Annotated in this window: 24 protein-coding genes and 1 pseudogene; 10 read left to right on the top strand and 15 right to left on the bottom strand. The window is 36.4% G+C overall.

From position 1 onward, the window contains the following. Window positions 1-16: 16 nt before the first annotated feature. The 8 genes and pseudogenes from EV143_RS12945 to EV143_RS12915 form a co-directional block, all read right to left on the bottom strand. Entirely contained in the window at window positions 17-559 is a 543-nt protein-coding gene (locus tag EV143_RS12945) for a hypothetical protein (RefSeq protein ID WP_133508362.1), read from the bottom strand. Between the two features lie 19 nt (window positions 560-578). Beyond that, entirely contained in the window at window positions 579-1,733 is a 1,155-nt protein-coding gene (locus EV143_RS12940) for a zinc-dependent alcohol dehydrogenase (RefSeq protein ID WP_133508361.1), read from the bottom strand. Window positions 1,734-2,238: 505 nt separating this feature from the next. Continuing rightward, on the bottom strand, window positions 2,239-2,673 hold the full coding sequence (locus EV143_RS12935; protein WP_133508360.1) for a response regulator: 435 nt from the start codon (window positions 2,671-2,673) through the stop codon (window positions 2,239-2,241). A 24-nt stretch (window positions 2,674-2,697) separates the two neighbouring features. Next, window positions 2,698-3,459 (bottom strand): sensor histidine kinase, encoded by a 762-nt coding sequence (locus tag EV143_RS21915; RefSeq protein ID WP_410503704.1) that lies wholly within the window; start codon window positions 3,457-3,459, stop codon window positions 2,698-2,700. Continuing rightward, window positions 3,433-3,705 (bottom strand): annotated as a pseudogene (locus EV143_RS22000) (PAS domain-containing protein); the annotation flags it as partial. The pseudogene EV143_RS22000 and the gene EV143_RS21915, both read right to left, overlap by 27 nt. Window positions 3,706-3,717: 12 nt before the next feature. Next, window positions 3,718-7,998, bottom strand: a complete 4,281-nt coding sequence (locus EV143_RS12925) for a CheR family methyltransferase (protein WP_133508358.1) — start codon at window positions 7,996-7,998, stop codon at window positions 3,718-3,720. Between the two features lie 23 nt (window positions 7,999-8,021). Continuing rightward, window positions 8,022-9,044 (bottom strand): chemotaxis protein CheB, encoded by a 1,023-nt coding sequence (locus EV143_RS12920; protein WP_208111276.1) that lies wholly within the window; start codon window positions 9,042-9,044, stop codon window positions 8,022-8,024. Window positions 9,045-9,427: 383 nt separating this feature from the next. Further along, window positions 9,428-12,703, bottom strand: coding sequence for a CheR family methyltransferase (locus EV143_RS12915; RefSeq protein WP_133508356.1), 3,276 nt, complete (start codon window positions 12,701-12,703; stop codon window positions 9,428-9,430). Between the two features lie 732 nt (window positions 12,704-13,435). Between EV143_RS12915 and EV143_RS12910 the strand changes: the two genes are divergently transcribed. Then, the gene (locus EV143_RS12910) at window positions 13,436-13,696 is read left to right on the top strand and encodes a hypothetical protein (RefSeq protein WP_133508355.1); all 261 of its coding nucleotides are present in this window, start codon (window positions 13,436-13,438) and stop codon (window positions 13,694-13,696) included. Between the two features lie 50 nt (window positions 13,697-13,746). Here the strand turns inward: EV143_RS12910 and EV143_RS12905 are convergent, their stop codons facing one another. Continuing rightward, window positions 13,747-13,962 (bottom strand): hypothetical protein, encoded by a 216-nt coding sequence (locus EV143_RS12905; protein WP_133508354.1) that lies wholly within the window; start codon window positions 13,960-13,962, stop codon window positions 13,747-13,749. 221 nt (window positions 13,963-14,183) lie between these two features. Between EV143_RS12905 and EV143_RS12900 the strand changes: the two genes are divergently transcribed. The 3 genes from EV143_RS12900 to EV143_RS12890 all read left to right on the top strand — a co-directional run bounded on the left by EV143_RS12900 (window position 14,184) and on the right by EV143_RS12890 (window position 16,159). Continuing rightward, the gene (locus EV143_RS12900) at window positions 14,184-14,822 is read left to right on the top strand and encodes an NAD(P)H-binding protein (protein WP_133508353.1); all 639 of its coding nucleotides are present in this window, start codon (window positions 14,184-14,186) and stop codon (window positions 14,820-14,822) included. A gap of 194 nt (window positions 14,823-15,016) precedes the next feature. Continuing rightward, window positions 15,017-15,610: a YciE/YciF ferroxidase family protein gene (locus EV143_RS12895; protein ID WP_133508352.1), complete on the top strand. Its 594-nt coding sequence runs from the start codon at window positions 15,017-15,019 to the stop codon at window positions 15,608-15,610. A 168-nt stretch (window positions 15,611-15,778) separates the two neighbouring features. Beyond that, complete coding sequence (locus EV143_RS12890; RefSeq protein ID WP_133508351.1) at window positions 15,779-16,159, top strand: response regulator; 381 nt, start codon at window positions 15,779-15,781, stop codon at window positions 16,157-16,159. Window positions 16,160-16,234: 75 nt separating this feature from the next. On the opposite strand, the gene EV143_RS12885 is transcribed toward EV143_RS12890, so the two are convergent. Continuing rightward, window positions 16,235-16,465, bottom strand: a complete 231-nt coding sequence (locus tag EV143_RS12885) for a hypothetical protein (protein ID WP_133508350.1) — start codon at window positions 16,463-16,465, stop codon at window positions 16,235-16,237. A gap of 137 nt (window positions 16,466-16,602) precedes the next feature. Beyond that, on the bottom strand, window positions 16,603-16,824 hold the full coding sequence (locus tag EV143_RS12880) for a hypothetical protein (RefSeq protein WP_133508349.1): 222 nt from the start codon (window positions 16,822-16,824) through the stop codon (window positions 16,603-16,605). 212 nt (window positions 16,825-17,036) lie between these two features. Between EV143_RS12880 and EV143_RS12875 the strand changes: the two genes are divergently transcribed. Further along, window positions 17,037-17,534, top strand: coding sequence for a GNAT family N-acetyltransferase (locus EV143_RS12875; protein WP_133508348.1), 498 nt, complete (start codon window positions 17,037-17,039; stop codon window positions 17,532-17,534). Here EV143_RS12875 and EV143_RS12870 read toward each other — a convergent pair. Continuing rightward, the gene (locus tag EV143_RS12870) at window positions 17,531-18,295 is read right to left on the bottom strand and encodes a phosphatase PAP2 family protein (RefSeq protein ID WP_133508347.1); all 765 of its coding nucleotides are present in this window, start codon (window positions 18,293-18,295) and stop codon (window positions 17,531-17,533) included. The two genes, EV143_RS12875 and EV143_RS12870, sit on opposite strands and share 4 nt — an antisense overlap. Window positions 18,296-18,623: 328 nt before the next feature. Between EV143_RS12870 and EV143_RS12865 the strand changes: the two genes are divergently transcribed. Beyond that, complete coding sequence (locus EV143_RS12865; protein ID WP_208111275.1) at window positions 18,624-20,750, top strand: hypothetical protein; 2,127 nt, start codon at window positions 18,624-18,626, stop codon at window positions 20,748-20,750. 64 nt (window positions 20,751-20,814) lie between these two features. On the opposite strand, the gene EV143_RS12860 is transcribed toward EV143_RS12865, so the two are convergent. After that, window positions 20,815-21,486 carry a TetR/AcrR family transcriptional regulator gene (locus EV143_RS12860; protein ID WP_133508346.1) on the bottom strand — a complete coding sequence of 224 codons (672 nt, stop codon included), beginning with the start codon at window positions 21,484-21,486 and terminating at the stop codon, window positions 20,815-20,817. A gap of 148 nt (window positions 21,487-21,634) precedes the next feature. Between EV143_RS12860 and EV143_RS12855 the strand changes: the two genes are divergently transcribed. The 3 genes from EV143_RS12855 to EV143_RS12845 all read left to right on the top strand — a co-directional run bounded on the left by EV143_RS12855 (window position 21,635) and on the right by EV143_RS12845 (window position 23,850). Beyond that, complete coding sequence (locus EV143_RS12855) at window positions 21,635-22,528, top strand: bestrophin family protein (protein ID WP_133508345.1); 894 nt, start codon at window positions 21,635-21,637, stop codon at window positions 22,526-22,528. Window positions 22,529-22,548: 20 nt separating this feature from the next. Beyond that, entirely contained in the window at window positions 22,549-23,190 is a 642-nt protein-coding gene (locus EV143_RS12850) for a carbonic anhydrase family protein (protein WP_133508344.1), read from the top strand. Between the two features lie 207 nt (window positions 23,191-23,397). Next, complete coding sequence (locus tag EV143_RS12845) at window positions 23,398-23,850, top strand: Hsp20/alpha crystallin family protein (RefSeq protein WP_133508343.1); 453 nt, start codon at window positions 23,398-23,400, stop codon at window positions 23,848-23,850. A gap of 130 nt (window positions 23,851-23,980) precedes the next feature. On the opposite strand, the gene EV143_RS12840 is transcribed toward EV143_RS12845, so the two are convergent. Both EV143_RS12840 and EV143_RS12835 read right to left on the bottom strand, forming a co-directional pair. After that, on the bottom strand, window positions 23,981-24,562 hold the full coding sequence (locus EV143_RS12840; RefSeq protein ID WP_166638152.1) for a Crp/Fnr family transcriptional regulator: 582 nt from the start codon (window positions 24,560-24,562) through the stop codon (window positions 23,981-23,983). Between the two features lie 146 nt (window positions 24,563-24,708). Continuing rightward, the gene (locus EV143_RS12835; protein ID WP_166638151.1) at window positions 24,709-25,875 is read right to left on the bottom strand and encodes a fumarylacetoacetate hydrolase family protein; all 1,167 of its coding nucleotides are present in this window, start codon (window positions 25,873-25,875) and stop codon (window positions 24,709-24,711) included. A 7-nt stretch (window positions 25,876-25,882) separates the two neighbouring features. Here EV143_RS12835 and EV143_RS12830 point away from each other — a divergent pair, with 7 nt between their 5' ends. After that, window positions 25,883-26,173 carry a hypothetical protein gene (locus tag EV143_RS12830; protein ID WP_208111274.1) on the top strand — a complete coding sequence of 97 codons (291 nt, stop codon included), beginning with the start codon at window positions 25,883-25,885 and terminating at the stop codon, window positions 26,171-26,173. The last annotated feature ends 114 nt before the right edge of the window (window positions 26,174-26,287 follow it).

The raw sequence follows: 26,287 nt of genomic DNA, 5'->3' as shown, positions 1-26,287 counted from the left end.
TTTGTATGGAAAAAATTTACGATTCGCTGTGTTTTGGTTTCTTATCAGAAGATGCCATTAAATAAGTAAGCACTAAGCCTGTAACTACAATACCCGCAGCAGCTTTTACTAAGAACCCTTTTTTGTTGTATTTCCACTCTGATTTGAGTCCAACTTCTTTTGGGATATTGGGAACATGGCCACTGGCAAAATCTTCCAAAACTCCTTCTATCATATCGACACGGTCAGCCAGTATAAGCGGAAGCCATCTGCCATAACTCGATTCACTGTATTTGTAGGCAAGTCTTCGTATGGCTCCGCTTAGTCCTTTAGGAGGTTTTGATGTTCCGTATACTGCAGTAAGATTAGGACGCTCTACTGATTGTAGTACTTCTACAGTTTCATCCTGCAAATCCGGACGCTCCCAGGTATACCCTTTATGCTCATCGTTGTTTCGTTTTTTTATAGGATACGTGGGATCGTTTTTCACATCCGCATCAATACCCCATCCTTTAATATGGCTATAATCACCCTGTCTGTCGTTGACAAAATCCTGAGGGCTTGTTTCATCTGTTATCATAATATTATTTTTAAATTAATTAACTGGCCGTTGGCGGAACCAATACCGTTTTAATACAATTATCCAGTTTTGAAGAAAAGATATGATAAGCTTCTGACACTTCTTCCAGCGGAATACGGTGCGTAATCAGTCCTTTTGGATTAAGAACTCCGGACTGAACATGCTCAATAAGTCTTGGCAGAAGGCGTTTTACAGAAGCCTGATTAGCACGAATGGTAATACCTTTGTTTACTACGTTTCCTATTGGAATTAAACTGTCAATTGGTCCATAAACTCCAACAATAGAAACAATGCCGCCTTTTTTAACTCCATTAATAGCCCAATGAAGCGCCGTAGTAGAGCCGCCCTGCAACAATAATCTACGCCCGGTAAGTGTATTAATGGCATTTCCTGCCGCTTCACAACCTACGGCATCAATGCAAACATCGGCTCCCAGAGAATCTGTAATTGTTTTAAGAAAAACAACAGGATCTCCAATTGAATTAAAATTGAAAGCTTCACACTGCGCATATCTTTCAGCGAATTCAAGTCGGTATTCGATATGGTCGATAATGATTACGCGTCCAGCTCCAAAAAGCCATGCACATTTAGCAGCCATAATTCCGATTGGTCCTGCACCAAAAACAACAACTGTATCTCCTGGCTGTATACCGCCCATTTCCGCAGCCTGATATCCGGTTGGCACTACATCGGTCAGCAGCACAGCGTCATCAGGATCCATCCATTGCGGTATTACCACCGGGCCAACATCGGCATACGGCACACGCACATATTCTGCCTGACCGCCATCATAACCTCCGGCAGTATGCGAATAGCCAAAAATACCGCCCACAGCCGTAGCTTCAGGATTCGATTCGTGGCAATTGCCATACAATTCCTGTCGGCAGAAAGCGCATTTGCCACAAGCAATATTAAAAGGAACCATAACACGGTCGCCAATTTTGACTTTTTCTACGGAGGAACCGATTTCTACGATTTCACCGATAAATTCATGTCCGAAAGTAGATCCCACACGCGTATCAGGCACTAAACCGTGATAAAGGTGAAGATCAGAACCACAGATACACGAACGAAGTACTCGTACTATTGCATCGCCCGGATGCAGAATTTCGGGCTCGGGCTTATCATAATCTATACGGACTCTGTGTGGACCGCGATAATTCATTGCTAACATAATTTCTAATTTTAAAATTAAACTTCAGTTCATTCTGTTAATACTCTATTTTATACAGATGTTATGGCTGTTTATCAACTGTTTACGGACTTAATCTTGCATAGATTAAACCGTTATTTGTTTCCATAATCATCTGATTCAAACAAATATCAAGTAACTGATTATAAGTTTTTTACAGAATTAAATCTTTGATTTACAGATATTGCATGATTCCTACGTCATATTTATTTCATTTATGTAAATGATTAAATAGTAGTTTGAAGAATCTGTTTATCAGTAGTTTAAAAATTTTTCGAATACTATTTTAAAAGAAGAAGAAAACGATACTGGAAAATGAAACCTGAATTTTAGTTGAAATTCCTTTTTTATGATGTAATATATTAAGCACAAAAGCCCGTAATGAAAATCATTACGGGCTTTTGTGGTAGGCAAGGCTTATTTTTTCTTGCTACATAATTTTAATTATAAATGAATACTTCTTAATTGAAAATAAATAACACGTGTCTTAATAAAATCTGTCTGAATTTTGATGCAGCTCGGTAAGTGTATTTTCATCCATATGTTCGATTACTTCTTTTAAGATTTCATGAAGCTCTTTTAAATCATAAGGTTTTGTAAAAAAGCTGACTGCTCCTTCTTTTTTTGCCCTCATGGCTTCTTCGATATGGTTCGAAGTAGAATACATAATTACAGGTATGTCAGCCAAAAGCGCATTTTTTTTAAGAAGCGCAAGGCACGTCCACCCACTCATTTCGGGTATATTAATATCCAAGAAAATAAGATCCGGCCGCTCTATTTTTCCAGCGGTAAGATCGGGAATCAAATTCATGCAGCTTTCTAATACAGTGCAGGAAACTTGAGATGAAACTTTAGAAATTGCGTCAAGGAAAAATTCCCTGTCGTCGCCATCGTCGTCTATCAGTAAAATTTTGTGTGACATAATTTATCAATTAAAAGGTTTATTTTAAAGAGGAAGCAACAGCGTAAAAACGGCTCCATTATTTGGTTCAGCGGTTGCTGTGATTGTTCCTTTATAACGTTCCATTATTTTTTTACAAAGCGCCAGTCCAAGGCCTGACCCTTCATATTTATCGGCAGAGTTCAGTCTGGTGAACGTATCAAAAATACTTTCAGACTGTTCTGGTCTAAATCCTATGCCGTTATCTGTTATGGTTATCATGAGATAATTGCCATTTTCATTACTTATTTGGTCAGAAGTAATTTCAATTCTTGACGGTTCTGTTGATTTTGCAAATTTCAGCGAGTTAAGAATAAGATTGTAAAAAAGCTGGTACACCAACGTAAAATGAGCTTCTATAGAAGGCAGGTTCGACGTTGTAATTAATGCTTTTTTAGTATCTATAAGTATCTCAAGATCGGTCTTTATAGCTGCAATGATTTCATTAAGGTCTACAGTTTCAAGCGGGTCCTGTTCATTTCCAAGTTTTGAATAATGAAGCACACCGTCAATCATTGTATACATACGGACTGCGGCTGACTCAATGCGCTGCAGGTATAATTTAACTTCCGGCGGAAGCAGATCGCCAAATTCCTCTAAAATTCTATTTTGAAATGTTCTTATCTTTCTAACCGGTTCTTTAAGATCATGGCTGGCAACATGGGCAAACTGACGAAGGTCATCATTAGAGCGCTGCAGTTCAACAGTTCTTTCGCTAACCTGTCTGCTAAGCTCTTCTGTAAACTGCTTCTGTTCTGTAATATCCAACATTACTCCAATGATGCGTGATGCCTTTCCTTTATCCTCGCTTACGGTTCTGCCATATCCTTTCATCCATGATTCAGCTCCATTATCTGCGCGAAGGATGCGAAATTCTGCTATGAATTCCCCAGCTGTGTCAACTGCTTGTTGCAGCGAACTTATTACCGTTTTTTTATCATGAGGATGTACGAACTTCTCAAAAAACGAAACGTTTACGGTTCCATTCCCGGGTGTAAGTCCCAGAAGTTTGTAATGGTTTTCATTTCAGCTGATCATATCTTCATTCACATTCCAGTCCCATGAAGCCATTCCTGCAGATTCAAGTGCTATACGGGAACGTTCTTCAAATACGCGAAGCTGTTCTTGTGCCAGTTCCTTTTTCTTTTCTTCCTTTTTACGTTGTGTGATATCATTGAAGAGCACTGCCAAACGATAATCTTCAGGATTACCTGTTGAAAATGCATAAACTTCGTAATAATAACCGGTTTCTTTAATTTGATTTTCAAAACGTTCCGGTTCGCGAGTTTTAGCAATTCTGCCGTATATCTCCAGTAAATGTTGATCCTGATCAGGAGAAAGTTGCTTTATGGTTTTACCGGCGGCATTATGCAGGCCTGTCTGGGTTGCAAATGCATTGTTTGCCTCTATAAAGCGATAATCATAGGCATTCCCATCTTTATCGAACTCTACTTGTATAATACAAAAACCTTCATCTATAGAGTTAAAAAGCTCCAGATAACGGTCATTGGCTTTTTTGGCAAGCTCATCTTTTAAGCCCAACAGTTCTTTTTCTGCCGTAATTTGTTTGGTAATATTTCGGGTTGTCATTACCACGCCGTCATCCTGTTTAACGATGGCCTGATAAAACCAACTGTCTTTAAACTGCTCAGACGAATAGTATTGCTCAATTTCGACAGGTATTCCGGTTTCGGCCACCTGTACAAGTCTGTCAAAAATACCTGCTTCAACAATTCCCGGATTTTTCTCAAGAAGGTTTTCGCCTATAACATCATCGTTCTGTTCCATTCCTTTGCTGTTCTGTACCAGCCAGACAAAATCTGTAATTTTGCCATTATCATCACGCACAGCTTTAAAAACCTGAATTACATCAAGAGAACTGTCGATCACGGAACGAAGAAATTCCCTGCCGGATTTGATTTCCTGCTCGGCTTCTTTGAGTGCCGTGATTTTTATCGTTGTGGTTACAAGACCGTCATTCAGTTTTACTGCCGACTGATAGAACCAGTCATTAAACTGTTCATGTTTGTAATGCAATTCAGAAAGATTCGGTATTCCTGTTGTTACAACCTGTCTGAAGGTTTCAAAAATTCCCTCTTCTAAAACACCCGGATTTAAGGTAAGAAGGCTTTCTCCAATAACATTTCCGTATATCTTTTCTGCAGCGTAATTATTTAGAACCCAACGGAAGTCGGTTATTTCGCCCGTTGTGTCACGAACAGCCTCAAATACCTGTATCATATCCGGCGAACTGTCCATGGTAGCCTGAAATAATTCCTGTTTCTCTTTAATTTCTTCTGCGGCATTTTTAAGATCTGTAATATCCCTGGCTGTGGCAAGAATGGTTTCAATCTCACCGTCAGCATTTCTTTCCGGTGTTATTCGGGAGTAAAAATGAATTTCTCCCTGTGGGGTAGGAAAGGAGTTAAAATGCTCAATTGTTTCTCCTGTTGAAAAAGCTTTCTCAAGACTTTCGGCATACGGTACCGCGATTTGCGCAGGCTGTCCCATTTCCGGATAAGTTTTCCCAAGCTGCATCCCAATATTTACGCCTGTTTTATTTTCAAAAGCTGAATTGGCGAAAATTAGTTTCAAATCCTTATCCCAACGGGTAATGACATCCGGAGTGTTTTGTACGAGTGTCAGATACTGATCGCGGCTTTGTTTAAGCTCTGCAGTACGCTGTTCTACCTGCTGTTCTAGTTTAAGTCTGTATTTATCTTCCACAGATCGAAGTGCTTCCTCGGTTTGTTTGCGTTCGGTTACATTTATAAACGAAATTATGATTCCGTTAATGCGGTCTTCATCTGTTCGATACGGCGTCAGGCGCATCAGGTAAATATTTCCGTCTGCGGTGTTGACTTCCTTCTCGATAATATTTAATTTTTCAAGTACGGTTTCAGCATCGCGCTGTAGTTCATGATATTCGAGTTTATGGGTGATATCCGTAAGCGGACGCCCATAATCGGCAGAAATCAGATTGAAAATTGCACCTGCTGCCGGCGTGTATAAAGCTACCCGGAAACTTCGGTCCAAAAATATAGTTCCAATGTCTGTCGAATTTATAATATTCTGAAGGTTGTTGCTTGCTATACTGGTTTCTTCAATTTTTACTTTAAGTTCCTGATTTACGGTACGAAGTTCCTCGTTGATAGATTGTAGTTCTTCTTTACTGGTTTCCAGTTCTTCTGCTGCCGAACGGAGTTCCTCGTTCATGGCCTGAAGTTCTTCATTAGAAGCTTTCATTTCCTCCGCCTGAAAGTCATGCTGTTCATTAGCAGTTCTCAGCTGGATTTTAACCCTGATAAGTTCTTCTTCCATCTGTTTGGCGAGCGGCTCATCCGAAGATAAAACTATTTCCTGTCCGGTTTCATCTTTTCCGGGTTCAAAAATAATCAGAATAAACCCTTTTGCAGTATCTCCTGAGCGTAACACAGGTCTTACTTTTACATTGATAGTTTCGGTTTTATCGTTAATATTGACTTTTAATCCACGTGCTTCTACAGCAGATTGCCTTTGAGCAGACTGGTAGAGCGCAGATCTTAGTTCAAGTCGCAATTCGGGCTTAATAAGTTTTAACAGATTCTTAGAAGGTTCGCCACCTGAAATCTGCAAAAACTGACCCGCACGTTCGGTAAGATGCAAAATCTCAAAATCCTCATTTACAACAAGTGAAGGCGGGGCATATTCTTCAAGCAACTGCTGATGCAGGTCACCAAAGGAAATACGGTCCAGCATTTTTTTCTCCTGTTCCTGAGATGTATCGTCATTTTTAAATTTATCAAAATTCAGGCTTGGCGTTGATTCCGGTATTGGATAAGCGCGCGGCGTAACCTGTCTTCTTTGAAATATATGGTTTTCACGGTTGTGTACAGAATACAGATCGCTTGCCCCGTCAACAGATTCCGAAGTACCAAGAAATAGAAAGGCACCCGGTTTTAAGGCAAAGTGAAACGTTTCAATTACTCTTTCCTGTGCGGTCTGGTTCAGATAAATCATTACGTTACGACAGCTGACCATATCGAGATGCGAAAATGGCGGGTCTTTAAGGAAATTGTGTGCGGCAAACATTATGGTTTCCCGAATTTCTCTACGAATCCTGTACATGTCGCCTTCTTTATTGAAAAAACGTCTAAGTCTTTCGGCAGAAACATCGGCAGTATCGTTTAATGTATACAAACCTTCTCGTGCGTGAGCTACGGCGGCTTCATCAATGTCAGTGGCAAAAATCTGGACTTTCGGCGCATCAATGGCACCGAGTGTTATTTCTGCACACAGAATGGCAAGCGAATAGGCTTCTTCACCGGTAGCACATCCCGTTACCCATATTCTTACCTGATCTTCACTCGTTTTATCTTTAAAAAGCAAAGGCAGAATTTCCTGTTCAATGGTTTCGAAAGGTTTTTTATCTCTGAAAAAATTAGTTACCGAAATAAGAAGATCTTTCAGCAAAGCGGCTGGTTCATTCGGATTGTCATGCATATATGCTGCATAGGAAGGAAGATCAGAATGTCCGGTTATATTGATGCGTCTTTCGATTCTGCGAAGCAGGGTAGGACGTTTGTAATTTGTAAAATCATGTCCGGTGCGAATGCGCAGCTGCGTGAAAATTTCGCGCAATGCTTTTTGCTGGTCGTCCGGTCGTTTTTCCGGCTCATCGGTAATTTCAATTTCACCAATGCTGTTATTATAGGATATGATTTTCTCCGGTATTTTTGAAACCGGAAGCACTTCATCTATCATTTTTGTAGCAATGGCGCTGCGGGGCATTTCGTTGAATTCAGCTTCACGCGGATTCTGTACGAAACAGGCACCGCCGCGTTCTTTTACTCTTTTAAGCCCCATCGATCCGTTGGCTCCGGTGCCGGATAAAATTACCGCTATTGCACGCGGACCATATTCATCGGCCATGGTACGAAAAAAGATGTCAACGGGAGCACGGCGCTCTTCCATCAGTACATTGGTAGTTGCAATTATAGTATTGCCTTCCATTGTAAGATGTTTGTTTGGCGAAACAACGTAAACGTGATCAGGCTCAATATGTTCTTTGTCAATGACCTGTTTAATGGGTAATTGGGTTTCACGCTGCAGTACCGCAGTAAGCTGGCTGTCATGGTCAGGAGAAAGGTGCAGTATTACTACGTAGGCAATTCCGGTATTTACAGGCACCTGCCTGAAAAACTCCTGCAATGCCTGAACACCTCCTGCAGAAGCTCCAATTCCAACAATTAGAAATTCGTTTTTATCCGGTTTTTGCTGTAACTGTCTTACTACTTTTTTAGTGCTGTCAGAGTCGTTTTTTTTCATAATATACTAAGAATGGAACAAAGTTAGTATTTTGTTTCATTTTTCAAATTGTTCACTTCGATCTGTACCTTAGGATTGGTAAGCTGCTTATAATTTTTTATTGTTCCGCGTACCAAATCAGAATGTCCTTCGGTTTCTTTTGCTTTAATAAAGTAAAGTGCGGCTTCTTGGGTTTGATTGATTTCTGCCAAATGATCTCCCATATGATTGAGAAGCCATATACTTTCATCCATTCCTGCCAGTGCCGTATAAAGGTCGTTTTCTACCCTGCGGCTTAGTGTAGCGAGTAGTGTATCGGCAGAAAAGGCATGTCCGGTATGACAACGATAGCGTGAAATGCCGCCTTCTACTATTTTAGAAAGAACACCCCTGCAGTCAGGACAGGTAAAAGGGGAGAGTTCTCCCATTTCAAATGATTTTCTTGCGGCTTGTTTGTCTCCGGTTGTACTGCGATTTTCCAACTCCGTTTTTTTATCTTTTATTACAGCATTTATGTCAATTCCTTCGGTTTCTATTTTGGTCAGTATTCCGGCAATTTCTGAAACGGGGGCACAATAATCGACTTCAACTTCCCGTAGGGCACTCTCGGGCATAGAACGCGCTTCCGCATCTTCAGGATCCTGTACGATTGTACTTCCGCCATTATTTTTTATCCTCCACAATCCGGCAGTACCGTCGTCAAGTCCTCCTGAAAGTACTATTCCTATAACTCTTGTTCCGTAACTATAAGCAGCCGAACGAAACAGCGGATCTACAGCAGGGCGAAAATAATTTTCTTTTGGCCCGTGTGTCAGTTTTATATAACCGTCTTCCAATAATAAATGATGGTCTGGCGGTGCTATATAAATGCGATTGGGTTTAATCAATTCATTGTGAGTAGCATGTGCGGCATGAATGGAATTTAGTTTGTTCAGTACTCCGGGCATGACGCCCTGCACATCTGCCCCGGTATGCCAGACAATAAAAACAGGCGGGCGAAAGTCGGGCGGTAGATCAGCAACTATCTTTTTAATAGCTTCAAATCCTCCTGCAGACGCTCCGATCACTACAATGTGATAATCCTCAGTATTGTAGCTGCTATTTATTTCTGGATGATCTCCGGAAAAGCTGTTGTGATTTGTAATCATTTTTTAAAGATAGTTATATTTATAAGCAAATTCTTAATAGAAGTAAAAATTAAAGTTCATTTTGGCCGAATTTTTTAGATCGGCTTTGAATATTTGGGTCGTAAATGAGATTCAATTTTATAGCTTTATTCTTATATTTTACAGCATTTATCTTCTATGTGAAATATTTTACCAGCAAATTATTGATAGGAAAAAACTGTTTTTTATACAATTTTTAAAACTTCTTACATAATGTTCATTAAGTTTAAAAGATTGCAAACTGCTGTGTTATTCTGCAGTGGCAAATCTTTATTATCTAATAATTAATCCTGACCATATGTTTCGGCTAATGATTTATCTAATGGAAGACACAAGTAGAGTGTTGTTCCTTTTCCAGGTTCACTGGAAGCTTTTACAAAACCGTTATGGTTAGATACAATAGTCTGTACCAAAGTCAGTCCCAGTCCACTTCCGTAATGCTGGTCGTTGCTCTGCAGGCGAAAGAAGGGATCAAAAATGAGGTTTTCAAAATCTTTTTTAAATCCAATTCCATTATCGCTTACCGAGAGTATCATATAATCCGTTTCAGGATCAGCGCCAAGGCTGTTGAATTCTTCCTGATCCGGATGGTGCAAACTGATTTTTATTTGAGGGACTGTATCGTGTTGTGCGAACTTTAACGCATTAGAAATTAAATTTGTAAACAGCATATGAAATTGCGATGCTATAATTTTCATTGGCGGTAAAGGATCTACTGAAATTACGGCATTATGCTCGCTAATCACTTTTTTGAGATCATTTAAGGCTTTTTTGACAAGTACGTTTAGATCTGTTTTCTTGAATTTTTTTTCCGCAAAGTTAATTTTCGAATACGTAACCAAATCTTCAATAAGCTGGCTCATGTTCACGGCTGAATGCAGCAAACGTTTTACATTATGTTTGGCAGGCGCTGATAATTCCGGTTCGTCATCGATAATTTTTTTACCGAACATATACATTTTTCTAACTGGATCCAGAAGATGCTCTCCCGCCACTGCGGTAAAAGATTCAAGCTGTCTGCTTCGGTTTATAAGCTCTTCGTTTTTTATTTGTAAAGCTTCATTACTTTGTTCTAAATCTGTAATATCTTCCAGTGCAATCAGAATCAGGCCTTCCGGCATTGAATCTGTAATAGGTGCTGCGTTGATTAGCATCACTTTTTTTACGGACAATGCTGCGCTAAATTGTATTTTCACATTTTCAACCGGTTGTTCTTTGCTTATTTTTTTTAATACCGATTCTTTAAATTCAGAAGTATTCCAGGTTGAATTTCCAATTTCAAAAATCAAAATTCCTTCGGTAAGCTCCTCACGAGTATTAAAATAGTTGTAAAATGCCGGATTTGCGCTGTGTACAATAAAATTATGGTCTATAATTAAAAGCGGTTCATGAATTGTTTTTACAATTGATTCGTAGAAATTTCTCATCGATGCCAATTGTCTTCTATGGTTCTGTAGCTCATCATTGGTACATGACAGCTCTTCATTATTAGAAAGAAGTTCTTCTATAGATGTTTCCAATTCTTCATTGATGTACTGAAGTTCTTCGGTTCTTTGCAAAAGTTCTTCGTTGGTAGAACGAAGTTCCTCAAAATAAATCTGCTGCTCTTCTGTCAGGTGTTTAAAATCATGCTGAAGCTGAAATAATTGGCTTTCTGTTTCTTTTCCGCTTTGTATATTGCTTGTGTGCGCTGTTTTTGCACCCGAAATTGTTTTTCTGCAAAAGATGATTAGCAACAGATCCAGATTAGCTGCGAGATATACCACTTCAAATGAAGTTAAGAATGCCTGATTTTTTACCACAATAGGTTCTCCAACAACATTTCTTTTTTCATTTCGCACTTTTAAAATGGCATTTCGAAGTGCAAAACGTATTTCATGCGGAACCATATTTATAATATTAAAGCTCGGTTTACCCGCAGATGGCTGTAAAAAAGCACTCGTATCACCATGAAAATGCACGATTTCAAAATCTTCATTAACCACAACGGCAGCCGGAGAATATTGTTCAAGAAGTGTATCTGCAGCAATTTTTTTATAATTGGTTACAGTAGTTGCTAGTTCCTCAATATGTTTTATCGGTTTGTTGGCCGTAAAGCCAGACATGTCTTTGCTAAATCTAACATCAGAATTTTTGCGTCTGTATATTTTTCCCTGTCTTTCTACCGTAGCAAAAAGCTCTTCTGCACGTACAGCTGATTCGGATTTTCCTAAGAAAAGAAAACCATGCTCTTTAAGGGCATAATGAAACGAGGAAAGTACGTGATTTTGCAGATCAGTATCAAAATAGATTAAAACATTACGACAGGCTACAAAATCAATTTTAGAAAATGGAAAATCTTTGGTAAGATCATGCACGGCAAAAACGCATAAATCACGAATGAGCTTGCTGACATGATAACCGCTTTCTTTTTTGTTAAAGTACTTTGCCAGTCTTTCTTCACTAATATTTTTCAGGTCCTGATGCGTATATACGCCAAGACGGGCTTTATCAATACATTTTTCAGAAAGGTCCGAAGCAAAAATTTTGATCGTAATGTCGCTGTTATTCGTCTGTTCCAGATATTCATCGAGGCAAATTGCCAGAGAATAGGCTTCCTCACCGGTAGAACATCCGGCTGACCATATTCTTAATTCTTTTCCCGTCATAGACTCTACAAGGGAAGGGAAAACAACTTTAGGCAGACTGTCAAAAAAAAGCTGATCTCTAAAAAAATATGTTACCGGAATAAGAAGGTCGTTAAAAAGCAAATCCTGCTCTGCACTTTTGTTTTTAAGCAGGTTCAGATAACGTTCTATGCTTTCTTGTTTGGTAATCACCATTCTTTTGGCAATTCTCCTTCGAAGGGTTTGCTCTTTATAATGATGGAAATTTGTACCTGATTTTAAGACAATAAGTTCCACAATCTGCTCGAAGAACGCATGCTCTTCTGCCGAAATTTCTTTTTCTTCATAAGCACGGTTAACGAGATAGCTCTCTCTGATTTCCAGTAGTTTTATAGCAGTTTCCTTGGGATCAGTAAAGAAATCGATAAACTCTGCGTTTGCTTTATTGTATTCGAAACCGATCTTGGTAACAGCAGACACAGCTGCGCCGCCGTGTTCCCTTATATTTTTCAATCCGGCAGCTCCATCTATTGGAGACCAGCACGCAAGCAGTCCAATAGTGTAGCTTTCATATTTCTGAGCTAGAGCATTATAGAAAATGTCCAGACAATTATTGATTCTGCTTCCTCTTATAACGGGTTTTAGTTTTAGAATTCCGTTTTCCAGAATCAAAAAGTTTTTTTCGGGAATAACATATACATGGTCAGGCAGTAGTTCTACAGTATTTACAATCTCAAGAACGGGCATGCCAACATGTGTCGCTAGTTGTTGTGTCAAATCGGCATGCTGATTTGCATCCAGATTTTCCATAACAATTATGGCCATGCCGGAATCAGAAGGAATACCGGAAAGAATTTGTTTTACGACATCAATTTCAGATGCTTCCGTGACAATACCTACTACGGGAAAAGACGGGATTATAATTTGATTTTTTTGATGTTCAGCGGTTTCCATAACAATTGTTTTAGTTAGCAGTAGATTTCTCTGCTGCTGTTAGTAAGGCAGTTCCCAGCTGATGGGCTTCTGCATTATGCAGGCGCTCAAATCAAATTACGAAATCAAAATATAAAGTTTAAAAAATGCTATTTTACTGGTTGTTTTGACGTTGATGCATTATCGAGAGTCCAAAACTAAAAAGTTTAGGATACTATTTTTTACAGTAAAAGCTACTTTGCGGAGAAAAACAGAGATAAAAAACCAAAATAGGTACAATGAAAATAGAACACGACTTTCTCCGGAAGGTTAAAATCGTATCCTACTGAAGCTGTACAACAGTTTGAGATAATTCTTAATAAATTTTATATGATTTGATTAATACGTTTGATGGGAAGATAAAGGTAATGCAATATCCAGAAACGGTCTTATATAATTGCTTTTATTAATACTATGATTCACAGTAAATTACATTTATTTATCTTTCTTAGTTGAATAAAATTAATGGTTTATAGATTATATTTTCAAATTAATGTTAAAATTGATTTTCAAATTTTCTGCAGTAGGAGTTTTGTTTGAAATTGCCGATAAATTTAAACTTGGATTTACAACATTTTCTTCTAATTTTATATAATTACCACCTTGAAAACAAGAAAATGATTTTTGTGATTTGTAGCTTATTTTTTAACAGTCTAAAATTAAATAATATCTATCTTTGGTATGGTTATAGTATAATGAATACAAAATAATGTTATGGAGAAAGCTATAAAACTAAAAGTGCGTAAGGAGTTGGATAGTCACCAACAGCTGAATATAATAAAATTAAAAGGAAGCCTGATTTCTAAAGGATATACGGAGATAATTCATATCATGGATCAGGACGAGGAATATCATATCAATTATTTTGACACTCCTGTAGAATCAAAGAGCGAAGTGCTTGCATTTATCAATGACTTTATCGTAAAGGAAAACCTGACCGATAGCATAAGTACAGAAAATGATGTTAAGCATTAATTGAACTATTACTTTATAGTTCATTCATTTATACTACTAAAGGAGAAAAATCAAACCATTTTATCTTTATGGTATTGAAGTAGCCATTGTTCCATTTTTTGAAGCAGTTTTACTTCAGCGGGATTTCCCATAGGATCTTCGAGTCCATTTAGTGTCCTGCTGATGTTGAATTTTTTGTTTTCAAACTGGCAGGTAAATTTCGGAAACTCATTGTGAGAAATAATCCAGTTGTCCGGCTGGATTTTTTTTATTTCAAATTTTTTCATGGTGGGGCATGGCAGCAGTATTGTTTATTCTATATAACTCCAAAATTAAAGAATTATTTCTGATGATCTTCAGACTATTAGGATAATCACTATTTTTAATAAGCAACAGCGATATGTTTGGAATAAAAATTATTTTTTTTTCGTTATCTTAGAGTATCGTTAAATAAAACTGTTCCTATAATATATTGGACAATAGGCGATTCACTACTAAACATACAGCTATGAAAGCACTTTTGATAGGAGCCACGGGCTCAACTGGAAAATTTCTGTTAAACGAGCTGATACAGGATGATGATTACACTTCGGTATCGATCTTTGTAAGACGGCCTACCGGAAGATCGCATCCCAAACTGACAGAACACGTCATTGACTTTTCTACTATTGATCAGTATAAAGAGCACATACAAGGAGATGTACTTTTTTCATGTTTGGGAACTACCTTAAAAGCAGCGGGTTCAAAAGAAGAACAATGGAAAATTGATTTTGAAATTCCTGCTGCATTTGCTTCCATTGCAAGACAAAACAGGGTTAATTCTTTAGTATTGGTTTCGGCTTCAGATGCTTCTCCCAAGAGCAGTATTTTCTATTCGAGAATGAAAGGAGAACTGGAAGTTGCAATAGCGGAGATGGATTTCGGACAGTATATTATTTTTAAACCAGGATTGCTGCTGCGAGAAGGTACAGACAGAACGGGGGAGAAAGTAATGGCTAAAGCACTTGACTTTTTTAATGGAATTGGATTATTGAAAAAATATAAACCGCTTCCAACTGAGGTTCTGGCTATGAAACTTGCGAAAGCACCATGGAAATTGCCTCAGGGAACTTCGGTTGTGAAATTGCAGGAAATTGCGAGTTTTTAGCAAAAAAATTAAATATTCCGGATCATAATTCAATTATAAAAAATGCACTGTAATCCGGTGCATTTTTTATTGGGTATTATAAAGTGTTGATTTTAATTACTTTATGTTTGAATACTGTAAAAGCTAAATAGGATTGTGTAAAATAGGATTAAAAGTGCGTTGTAAATTTGGGTATAATCAAAAAATCAAAAATTATGAAAACTGCCGCAAAAAAAACAACAGCTGCGAAAAGCGAAAGTAAATCAAAAAGTGCTAATGGAACTGTAAAAGCAAAATCGTCTGCAGCAGAAGGTCTGAGAGAATTATTTGTAGATTCTTTAAAAGATATTTACTGGGCTGAAAAAGCATTGACGAAAGCACTGCCAAAAATGGCTAAAAACGCTACTTCAGAAAATCTTATCACTGCGATCAATGACCATCTTACTGTAACAGAAGAACAGGTAAAAAGGTTAGAACAGGTTTTCTCATTAATTGGTGAGAAAGCATCAGCCAAAAAATGCGATGCTATGGAAGGCCTTATCAAGGAAGGTGAAGGCATAATGGAGGAAACAGAAGTTGGAGCTGTGCGTGATGCCGGAATTATTGCAGCATCACAAAAAATTGAGCATTACGAAATTGCAACTTACGGTACGCTAGCGGCCTTTGCTACAACTTTGGGCGAGGATGATGCAGTATTATTACTGGAAAAAACGCTGGCTGAAGAAAAAGAAGCAGATACCTTATTAACAGAAGCTGCTTATAATACAATCAATTTTAATGCTAATGATGAAGATCAGGATCAGGAATAAATTTTAAAAGTTTATTCTAATTCTGACTTAAGACACCTAACCTGTACTTTCTTAAGTGCAGGTTTTTTAGGTTGTAACACAGAGGATGATAAAAAATACCGCGACTGATTCTTTCCGAATGCGGAACGACCAGTCGGTTTATATAAGAACTATAAAAAAATAAACGCCATGTTATATAAAAATATATTGTTGATTGATGATGACAGTGATGATGCAGATGTATTTATCGAAGCCATCAATTCTCTGGAGAAGAACATTTCGTGCCTTGCAGAAACAAATCCGGTTAAGGCTTTAGAGTTTTTAGAAAGTACTGAAATCCTACCGGACCTTATCTTTCTGGATTATAATATGCCAGTTTTAAACGGCAATGAATTCATCGAGAAAATAAGAGCAGTAAAAAAACTGGAACCAATTCGTGTGATAGTATATTCCAGTTATTCGGAGACCGCTGCTGAGCAATTATCCATAATTCATGATACGGAAACGTACATTACAAAACCTAATACTTTTACCGAATTAACTGCGGTTTTAAAAACTATTCTGGATTGATAAAACGGTATTGAGAGAGTTCAAAAGCAAAAAATCTTCCTAAGAAGATTTTATTGCTTTTAAGTTGTATCAGTTTTAGCTGTTTGTAGCTGCACTTCCAGAACTTCCTGCACCTCCTGAATTGTCATTTCCACCTTGCTCGTTACGATCGGGATTTGTTCCGGCTTCATCGTCCTCATCCAGATCGCCCCAGTCTCCAGTATTGGCATTTTCTCGCGGATCATCATCGCTGGCCGCTGCGCTCTGTGGATTATGAAATGGACATTTTTGAAGTTCTTCTGCAGTGTATTGATTTGAATTTTCCATGATGTATTGTTTTAAGATTATTACTAAGTTTAAAATTAAGGGGATAACACTATTTTGTCTTATAAAATAATTTCTAATTGTTATCAGATTAACATTGTATTTGATTGCTTGTAGAAAAAAAGTATAAAAGGAATTAGTTATTTTTTGTTGTGTTTTAAAACTTTCTTCAAAATTTCTTTTTCTGCCAAATCAAAATCCTTCTCTTCCTGAATATTAGTTTCAGGAACATCATCCCAGTCTCCCCAGTCTCCCTGATAAGGTTTTCTGTAGCATAACTCGCTTTTATTCGTGCCGTATACCTGACTTTGATATGGGCATTTATAAAGACTTCCCTTGTTGTGAAGGTTTGAGTTTTCCATGATTTAATTGTTTAGTTTGTTAACTGATTTAAAACTAAGTATATACAAGTAGTTTTCTTTACAATAAAATCGGGTTTTGTTATGAAATTAACATCTATGAAAAGTGTATTTATTTGAAATTCAATAATATAAATAGAAAAAATAATCTTTTCCAACCATTCAGATAATCAGTGCAAGAGCAAACAATAATTTATTTTCTTTATATTTGATATATGGATGTAAATACAAAAGATATAGCTATTAGACGTGCTACAAATGCCGATTTGCCTAAATTAGGAGAATTTCTTCAATTTCTGGTAGAGGCAGAGCGGCCATTCGACCCAACATTAAAAGAGGGAAAAATTTTCTATTATGACATACAGGAACTAATCTTAGATGAGAAAACAGAAGTTTTGGTTATTGACTATAAAAATCAGGTTATTGGATGTGGATATGCTCAAATCAGATCAGCAAAACATTATCAAAAACATACCTTATTCGGATATTTGGGTTTCATGTATGTAAATCCCGAATTTAGAGGAAACGGTCTTAATAACCTATTGCTCAACGATCTTAAAAAATGGGTTTTATCTCAGGGAATAACAGAGGTTAGGTTAGAAGTCTACCATGAAAACGAACCAGCAGTAAAAGCTTATGAAAAAGCAGGCTTTAAATCAATATTGACAACAATGCGATGTGACATAACTCCAACGGATAATGATTCACACTAGAATGTCTTTACATAACAAATCAGAAATTCTCTTCCATTATAAGACGGAGCCAGGAAAGAGGTTGATTTTTCTGCTTTTTGACCAAACAATTTTTGGGTAAGATAAGGATTAAGCCAATACGCAGCTTTAGTACCCAATATTCCTATACTGGCTCCGGCAGCGACATCTGTAAGCCAATGCCTGTTATTGTACATTCTAAAAACTCCTGTTCCCGTCGCAACAGCATAACCGGCAACACCATACCAGATTGATTTATCTTTGTATTCCTGATAAAGAAATTCTGCTCCTGCAAAGGCAATTGCCGTATGTCCTGACGGAAAAGAATCATTAGTAGTTCCGTCTGGTCGCTGTACATTAGTGATAGATTTCAACCCAAAAACGGTTACAACTGTAATAATGGTAGACGTTGCCAAAATTACAGAGCGATCTCTCATATTGTTTTTCCCTTTAACCCCAAAAGCATTCAGTGCATAAACCGATACAGCAGGAACATATCTGGTGATGTCATCTATGGTTATTTTGCGATCAATATTTTCTGTAACCTTATCCCGAATCTGAAAATTGAAACTCTTGATTTGTCCGCTTTCAATGCCCCAAAACCCGTATCCAAGCAAAACTCCCGGTATGATCAACTGTTTGTAGTTAAAGCGAATGTTTTTAACAGTATCCAAATAAATACTGTCTTTTTCTTTTTCTGACTGACCAAAAATAGTCGTGCAAAAAAATAATACTAAATAGATAAGGAAGTAAATTTTTCTCATTTATAAATATAGAAATAATTTTAAAAGATTGCTTATAAGCTGAATAAAAAGAATTTTCGTCTACTATATCGATTGAATTTTAGTTTTGTTTTTCACAATTTACGACATATATCTATTCTTATTCCTGTTAAAGTTAATTATTTAGCTGAATTATAGTTAATTAAAATCAACTTGTAATAAAATAAAATATATTTGAATGCTTTTAGTGAATACCCAAATTTACAAAAACTTAATCAAATTTTAAATTCGTAAAATCATTTTACAATTCAAAAGACCTGTGGATTTTTGAAAGATAATTTTTTAGGATTTAAAATAAATAATACTAAAAATGAAAAGATTTGTAACACTTTTTTTGTGGATGGATACGCTCGCTGCTCAGCACGTAAAAAATTCATTATTTCAATTAGAAAGCTGTGTTCAATTAAAAAAACCGGGAAATAATGCTGTTTCCTATCCATTGACTGATAATGGTAAAGGAAATCTTTTTACGAATATTTCAGATTTTCCAATACAAATTAAAAATGAAAAAACTGAAACCGATTCGCATTTAATTATCAAAGTTACTTTATTGGCAAAGCAGGAGGTGTATTTTAATTTTCAGCAGACTTGCGTTTTACCAGTAAAGCATGTCAATTCCCAATTTTACATGCCGGGTTTTTGGTATCGTAAAAATTTACGTTCCCCAAAGGAAGCACCTTCTTTTCATACAAGTGATAGCTGGACAGTGAGGGAAGACCGTTTGAGTACACCGCTGACTGGAATTTTCGATGATACAACCGGAGAACATTATACTGTTTTGCGTAAAGATAAAATAATGCACGATGCTGTTACGGTTCATACGCATGGTGATGTTATTCTTTCAGGAAAAACAGATATTGGGTATACCGGATTTCAAAATGTTGATGGTAATGCTGCACTCGTTTTTGGATTTCCTTATTTTGAATCGCCAACAAGTTATATTCGAAAATTAACTTTAGCTCCCTCTGTAAAAGCTTTTCAAAAAATGGAGAAGGGAGAAACCAGAATTCTCACCTGGGAAATTAGACGATCAAAAAGCAACAACTTTTCAGATTTTGTGGCCGATGTCTGGAAATATACTTTTGATGTATTCAAGCCTAAACCATTAAAAAATACTTTATCAGCTGTTAAAGCAAAAGAAACCCTAACCAACTTTTTCGTAGAAAGTTATGTGGAAACTCCGGATTTAAATTATTTTTCAGGCGTACACCTGCGTACAGATGATGCAAAAAATACTGGCGTTGCAGAGGTAGGATTTGTAGGCAGAGTACTGCTGAATGCGTTTAATGCCTTAGAATATGGAGAAACTGAAAACCGACCTGATTTAATCGAAAAAGCCAATTCTATTTTTGATAGTTACCTCAAAAAGGGCTTTACATCTCAGGGTTTTTTTAGAGAATATGTAGATTATATCAATCATCTTGAAGAAGATACATATAGTATTCGCAGACAGTCTGAAGGAGCACTGGCCATTCTTAATTATTTAAAATACGAAAAGAATAAAGGCCGATATCATACAGAATGGGAAAATCGTATTACAATTTTATTGAATAATTTTTTAAAGTTGCAGCTAAATGACGGAAGTTTTCCCCGCAAGTTTGATAATAATTTTGAAGTTGTAGATTCGAGCGGAGGCAGCACACCGTCTGCAACTTTGCCCTTAACGATGGCGTCTGTTTACTTCAAATCAAAATTATATCTTGACGCAGCAAAAGCAACCGGTGTGTATTTAGAAAAAGAACTGATAACAAAAGCCGATTATTTTTCGTCAACCCTCGATGCAAATTGTGAAGATAAAGAAGCCTCTTTATATGCTGCTACCGCAATGTATTATTTAGCAATGATTACAACAGGCGATGAAAAACAGCAATATATTGATTATTCTGTAAAGGCAGCTTATTTCTGTTTGTCCTGGTATTATTTGTGGGATGTGCCTTTTGCGCCGGGACAATTGCTTGGGGATGTAAAATTTAAATCCCGTGGCTGGGGAAATGTATCTGTAGAAAACAATCATATTGATGCTTTTATATTTGAGTTTGCCACAATTTTAGATTGGTTAGCGGTAGAAAGAGAAGAACCCCGGTTCAGTGCTTTTTCATCGGTTATAAAAAGTACGTTATTGCAATTAATGCCAATGCCCGAGAATATGAATGATATTGGTAAAGTTGGTTTTTATCCCGAAGTAGTGCAGCATACCAGCTGGGATTACGGCAATAATGGCAAAGGATTCTATAATGATATTTTTGCTCCGGGATGGGTAGTTGCTTCTTTGTGGCAGATGTTAAGTCCGAATAGAGTAAACGATTTCTTTAATCCAATACCAACTTTTAAGCAAGAAAACTTAAAAAGGGATTTACCCACTCGGCCACCTTTTAGATCTAGGATAAAGAAGGTTGGCGTCTCAACTTTATCTGAAATCTCGCGATTCATTTTTTAATAAACCAATAGCGATGAATTTTAATTTCTTTAGTCAACAGTAGTGATTTTTCCATTTGAAGTAGCTAATCCAAAATTTTAAATAAAAAATCTTCAATAAATTGACTGGTAAATTCCGAGTGTGCCTTGGAGGAAACGTCGGTAAGTTTTGGTAAATTGACACTAAAGTATTGCTGGTGATGAGAAGTCTCAATCAAAGTAGTACTCAATGATCTTGGATATTTATACTTTGGATTATATTCTGAAATAACTTCTGCAATCTTTCCGCATAAGTCTTTATAGGGCTTAAATACCTCGTCTTTATTGATTTCTACCACTTCTTTTACCAAATATACTTTACTGCTTTCTGCAATAACAATTTGATTCAGCAGTTTTTTATTATAGTCAAATTGACTGGTGCTTTCTGCGAATTCGTGGGTAAGTAAGCTAACAATAATTTTTAGTCTTTCTTTTTTATCAGCTACGTTTTCTAATTTAAACGTTACTAAAAATTCCATGTAAGACCAGTACCAGTTTAAAATATAGAGCAAAAGACGGTGCTTGTTTTCAAAATACCTGTAAATAGTAGCTTCAGTACTGTTTATTTCTATCGCCAGTTTCTTAAAAGTAAATTGTTCAAAACCAATTTCATAAATCAGGTCTATGGCTTTTTTTACCATTAATTTACCTAATTCACTGCTTTCAGGATTCCGCAGAAATATCTTTTCGTTGATATCAAATTTTACTTGAAATTCCATATTCATTAGCGTTTCAGCAAATATAATAAACATTAGCGATTTAATAGTAACTGTATCTTTAAAAATATTTAACAACTATTTATAATAGTATTACTATCATTAAAAATAGTTTTTACTATTTTTACCTCATAATTCAAATCAAGAGCGTATGCTGATCAATACTAAAATCCCGGTTTCTTATCTTTTTAACAAAGTAAAATATGAAATTTTCTATGTATTAATTATTGGCACATTAGTACATTATCTTACTACTCAATTTGAAAATATTATTCCGGTAATGCCTATTACAGTTCCTGCATTTATAGGAACAGCCATTTCTGTTATTCTTTCATTCAAACTTAGTCAGTCTTACGACCGCTGGTGGGAAGCCCGCAAAATATGGGGAAGCATAGTAAATCACAGCCGCAGTTTTGTATTGCAGCTGCAGTCTTTTGTTTCCAGAGAAAATCAAAATGAAGTTAAAGAAATTTCTTTTAGGCATATTGCATGGTGCTACAGTCTGGGGCAAAGTCTTCGCGGTCTTGATCCTACAGAGAATTTAGCAAATTTTATTTCTAAAGAAGACCTGGAGGAAATAGAAAAACAGAGTAATAAACCCCTAGCATTATTGCAATTAAATACGCTTCAAATACTGGAATTGAAAGAAAAAAAAGCAATGAGTATCTTTTCACAAATTCAATTAAATAATACTTTAGTAAATTTTTCAAATGCGATGGGAATGGCGGAGCGTATTAAAAACACAGTTTTTCCCGTAACTTACCGCATATTTTTGCACTTTTTTATCTATATTTTTATTGTTACACTGTCTATTGCGTTGCGTGATATCAAAAGTTATTTTGAAATTCCTTTGCTTCTGACTATTTCAACAATGTTTTTTCTTTTAGAAAGATCTGCTACTCACATGCAGGATCCTTTTAGAAACCGTCCTACTGATACTCCAATGACAGCAATAGCAAGAACAATTGAAATCAATATTAAAGAGTTATTAAAAGAATCAGAAATACCTAAACCGCTACAACCGGAAAATTTTTATTTATCATAAACATTTAAAACCAATCACAAATGAAAACGTTAACAAAAGAAATGCAGGCCGCAATAACTCCTTCAAAGGCTTTAGAGCTTTTAAAGGAAGGAAACCAGAGATTTGTAAGCAACCTGAAAATAAACCGTAATCTTTTACAGCAGGCCAATGAAACTTCAGACGGACAGCATCCTTTTGCTGTAATTTTAAGTTGTATAGACAGCCGAACTTCTGCAGAATTAATTTTTGACCAGGGACTTGGCGATGTTTTCAGTGTGCGTATCGCCGGAAATATTATCAATGAGGATATCTTAGGAAGTATGGAATTTGGCTGTAAAGTGGCCGGTTCAAAAATTATTGTAGTTTTAGGACATACAAAATGCGGTGCTGTAAAAGGTGCCTGCGATCATGTTGAAATGGGTAACCTGACAGCCCTGTTGACTAAAATAAGACCGGCAGTTGATGATGAAACCGAGACAAAAGAAAACCGTAATTCAGGCAATGCTGCTTTTGTTGAAAACGTGTCGGCTATTAATGTTAAACGTACCGTTAAATCAATAATGGAACGCAGCCCGATATTAAAAGAAATGATTGAAAAAGGAGAAATTGGAATTGTTGGTGGATCGCACGACATTGCTACTGGTGAAGTGACATTTTTCCCTGACACTATTAATTTGGGATAGTAAAAACAGCGGTGACAATTTTTCTATATTTGAAAGAAGCAGTGTCAAAAAAGCATATTATTTGAGAGATAAAAATGACATTTTTTCATTATATATTATGAAAAAATGTCAGAAATAACCGCTGGCATATTATTTGTTTTTTTCGTAGTGCATATCTTTTGTGCAAGTTCTAAAATTTATTGTATAACAATTTTAAAAATTACTGTTATGAATCTTATTAAAAGAAACGGAAGCCGTGTGCCGGCTTTCCAACGCTTGTTTTTTGATGATGTTTTTGGCCGCGATCTTTTCAATTGGGAAAACAACAATTTTTCAACAACAAGCACCACACTGCCGTCTGTAAACATTAAAGAAACTGACGAGGATTATGAAGTGGAAGTTGCGGCTCCAGGTATGAACAAGGATGACTTTAAAGTTACCCTTGATAATGGACAGCTGCTTATTTCTTCATCTAAACAGGAGCAGGTAAATAAAGAGGAAGAAAATTATACCCGCAGAGAGTTTAGTTATCAGTCGTTTCAGAGAAGTTTTTTACTTCCTAAAAATGTAGTAGACGAAGATAGAATTCGTGCCCGTTACGAAAATGGAATTTTACTGCTTTCTATTCCAAAACTCGAACAGGCCAGACAAAAATCACCAAGGATGATTGAGATTTCTTAATATTCATCCTTGCTAATAATGAAAAGCTGCCCTCTAAAGGCAGCTTTTTTTTATAATAATTAATGAGGAGTGATTGAAAATAATTCCTTTTTTACAACTCATTAATATGTTTTGAAGTATAGAAATATGATTATGCTTTTTTTCTCAATCGGCTTAAATGCTCCGGACTTATTCCTAAATAGGATGCAATATAATATTGAGGTACTTTTTGAAGTATTTGTGGATAGGCTGCTACAAAATCACGGTACTGCTCGTCATTGGAAGTTGATATGATATTTTTTCTCTTCTGCTCGACAAGACAAAAAATCCTCTCGATAATCAGCCTGCCGAATCGCTCCCAAACCTTGTATTTATCGTAAAGAGAATTAATCGCATCTTTTTTAAGTATCAGCAAATCTACATCAGTTAGCGCTTCTAAATATTGTTTTGAAGGCACTTCCATTATAAAACTCTGATAATCGCTGGTAAAATGATTTTCATCAACAAAATCAAGGGTTGTTTCCTTTCCATTAAGAAACGAATATTCTCTTAAGACACCTTTATTTACGAATGCAATAAAATTACAAACCCGTCCTTCTTCCAGTAACAACTCTTTTTTTTTCAAAGTTTTAAACTGTACAATTTCAGTAAAGGCATCCCATTCTTCTTTATTAGGCTGAACAATTGTTTTAATAAATGATTCAATCTTTATCAGTGATTCGTTGTCTGTCATTTGCATAAAATTTTTTGTGCCAACATAAGGTTTTCTTCCTTAATGTATTAGTTACCATTAAACAAAATAAAAATTTAATTGTATTTCAATTGTTATAGTGATGTAAAGATAGTAGAACTGACGAATTTATGATATTTATATTCCGCTTATTGAACTCTTGTTTTTATTGTTCCTAAATAATTAATACAGCTTTCAACCTGATCTCCCGGTTTTAGATAGAAGGGATTTTTCATCTGCTTTTTTAAATATTGCTGTAAAATGTAAGGATGCATCTTAGCACTTAAAAATCTTCCGGTGCAAATGTACTTTATGAGCGTCCCAAAAATGAAACTTCTTTTTGGAGCATTAAATGCAGTTCCTGCAGGTGTTCCGGTAATGATGATTGAGTTTGAGGGAATGCAGTCGCCCGTAAATAACGTAACAGTTTTGTCTTGGTAGTAACTGCATTTTTTTCCTTTAACAGCTAGTGACCGCTCTATTATTTCATCAATTTTCCAAACCATGTCTTTAGCATTTCCTCTTTGTCGCAGCTCGCCATTAACACAAAGCTGCAACTGCAATTCTTTTACAAATGCCCGCCAGTCTCTGGGAATGACCATGTAAGGGCCAGTGGGCAGAAAGCCAATTTTACTTTTGGCATCAGGAAACCCTTTTCCTCCTGTAACATTTTGGCTGTCCATTTTACGCATTAAGGTGGCTCTATCGGTAAAATCATTTACAACCAAAAATCCAATCCTAAGGTGTTCTACATCTGAGGATAAACAGACAGCCGAAGGGAATGCAATGCCAAGTTCTACCTCGTAATCCAAAAGCCATCCCTTTTCATAATGTAAGTAATGCACTGCAGGATCTGTGGCAACAAATTTTGGAAACATAAATGGCCTCACTTGTCCGGTTTCTTTTCCGTGTTCAGCGTAGTTTATTCCAATTGCTAAATGCTCTTCTCCAGTTACACAGGGTAATAATTTTTTATATTTTACCGTAACGGTTGTAGTACACTCGAGGATAATTTTTACAATCTCGTTAAATTCCATGTCTTTTATAACATCAAATGAATTACTATCATATCGAGATAATGTGACACTTAGATCTACACCTTTAACACTTTCGCCGTCATCTTCAAGAACTGCCATGGTGTGTATTTTTCCATCTTTTTCAAATCGGCTTAGTGTAAAAGCTTCCTGCAGGGATTTGATAACCAGCGCTTTTTTTTTACAAATACTAATCTCTGCGACCGTATCAATAAGTAATAAGCTAGCCAGTTGCATTTGTCCCTTTGCATTCTCAGATTCAGGTAAAGCCTGTGAATCCACGATGTAAATGTTTAAAAAAGTGAGCAGGCCACAAAGACCTAATCCAACGAATATTCTGTTCATGATGATAAATTTAAATGATGATTTTTTCAACCGAAGCAATTCTGTTTTGAAAGCAAAATCATTAAACGCTTCGTTTGAAATTAGGGTTCATACTTTGAATGAGACAAAACTATCCCGCGCAATGCAGAAAATCATTGATGTTTATCAATTTATAGAATTATACAAGGAAATGCCAATAATGCGTGCTTCCTGTTCAAGTTGGAATATTGTAAATAGTCAAAATGAAAAGTACTGAAGATATTTTCAATATTGAAAAACACTACTGTCTGCAATCTTTTTAATAGCAGTAAGACTGTTTTATTCTCATAAATCTACGTACAGAGTATTTATTGATAAACATCAATGAGAT

This window comes from Flavobacterium chryseum, from assembly GCF_004362015.1.
Classification (GTDB): Bacteria; Bacteroidota; Bacteroidia; order Flavobacteriales; family Flavobacteriaceae; genus Flavobacterium.
This window is presented reverse-complemented; position numbering and strand designations above follow the sequence as displayed.

Coding starts and splice junctions, on each gene's coding strand:
- EV143_RS12945 (WP_133508362.1), bottom strand. CDS start 559: ATGATAACAGATGAAACAAGCCCTCAGGATTTTGTCAACGACAGACAG.
- EV143_RS12940 (WP_133508361.1), bottom strand. CDS start 1,733: ATGTTAGCAATGAATTATCGCGGTCCACACAGAGTCCGTATAGATTAT.
- EV143_RS12935 (WP_133508360.1), bottom strand. CDS start 2,673: ATGTCACACAAAATTTTACTGATAGACGACGATGGCGACGACAGGGAA.
- EV143_RS12925 (WP_133508358.1), bottom strand. CDS start 7,998: ATGAAAAAAAACGACTCTGACAGCACTAAAAAAGTAGTAAGACAGTTA.
- EV143_RS12915 (WP_133508356.1), bottom strand. CDS start 12,703: ATGGAAACCGCTGAACATCAAAAAAATCAAATTATAATCCCGTCTTTT.
- EV143_RS12910 (WP_133508355.1), top strand. CDS start 13,436: ATGGAGAAAGCTATAAAACTAAAAGTGCGTAAGGAGTTGGATAGTCAC.
- EV143_RS12905 (WP_133508354.1), bottom strand. CDS start 13,962: ATGAAAAAATTTGAAATAAAAAAAATCCAGCCGGACAACTGGATTATT.
- EV143_RS12900 (WP_133508353.1), top strand. CDS start 14,184: ATGAAAGCACTTTTGATAGGAGCCACGGGCTCAACTGGAAAATTTCTG.
- EV143_RS12895 (WP_133508352.1), top strand. CDS start 15,017: ATGAAAACTGCCGCAAAAAAAACAACAGCTGCGAAAAGCGAAAGTAAA.
- EV143_RS12890 (WP_133508351.1), top strand. CDS start 15,779: ATGTTATATAAAAATATATTGTTGATTGATGATGACAGTGATGATGCA.
- EV143_RS12885 (WP_133508350.1), bottom strand. CDS start 16,465: ATGGAAAATTCAAATCAATACACTGCAGAAGAACTTCAAAAATGTCCA.
- EV143_RS12880 (WP_133508349.1), bottom strand. CDS start 16,824: ATGGAAAACTCAAACCTTCACAACAAGGGAAGTCTTTATAAATGCCCA.
- EV143_RS12875 (WP_133508348.1), top strand. CDS start 17,037: ATGGATGTAAATACAAAAGATATAGCTATTAGACGTGCTACAAATGCC.
- EV143_RS12870 (WP_133508347.1), bottom strand. CDS start 18,295: ATGAGAAAAATTTACTTCCTTATCTATTTAGTATTATTTTTTTGCACG.
- EV143_RS12865 (WP_208111275.1), top strand. CDS start 18,624: ATGAAAAGATTTGTAACACTTTTTTTGTGGATGGATACGCTCGCTGCT.
- EV143_RS12860 (WP_133508346.1), bottom strand. CDS start 21,486: ATGGAATTTCAAGTAAAATTTGATATCAACGAAAAGATATTTCTGCGG.
- EV143_RS12855 (WP_133508345.1), top strand. CDS start 21,635: ATGCTGATCAATACTAAAATCCCGGTTTCTTATCTTTTTAACAAAGTA.
- EV143_RS12850 (WP_133508344.1), top strand. CDS start 22,549: ATGAAAACGTTAACAAAAGAAATGCAGGCCGCAATAACTCCTTCAAAG.
- EV143_RS12845 (WP_133508343.1), top strand. CDS start 23,398: ATGAATCTTATTAAAAGAAACGGAAGCCGTGTGCCGGCTTTCCAACGC.
- EV143_RS12840 (WP_166638152.1), bottom strand. CDS start 24,562: ATGACAGACAACGAATCACTGATAAAGATTGAATCATTTATTAAAACA.
- EV143_RS12830 (WP_208111274.1), top strand. CDS start 25,883: ATGTTTAAAAAAGTGAGCAGGCCACAAAGACCTAATCCAACGAATATT.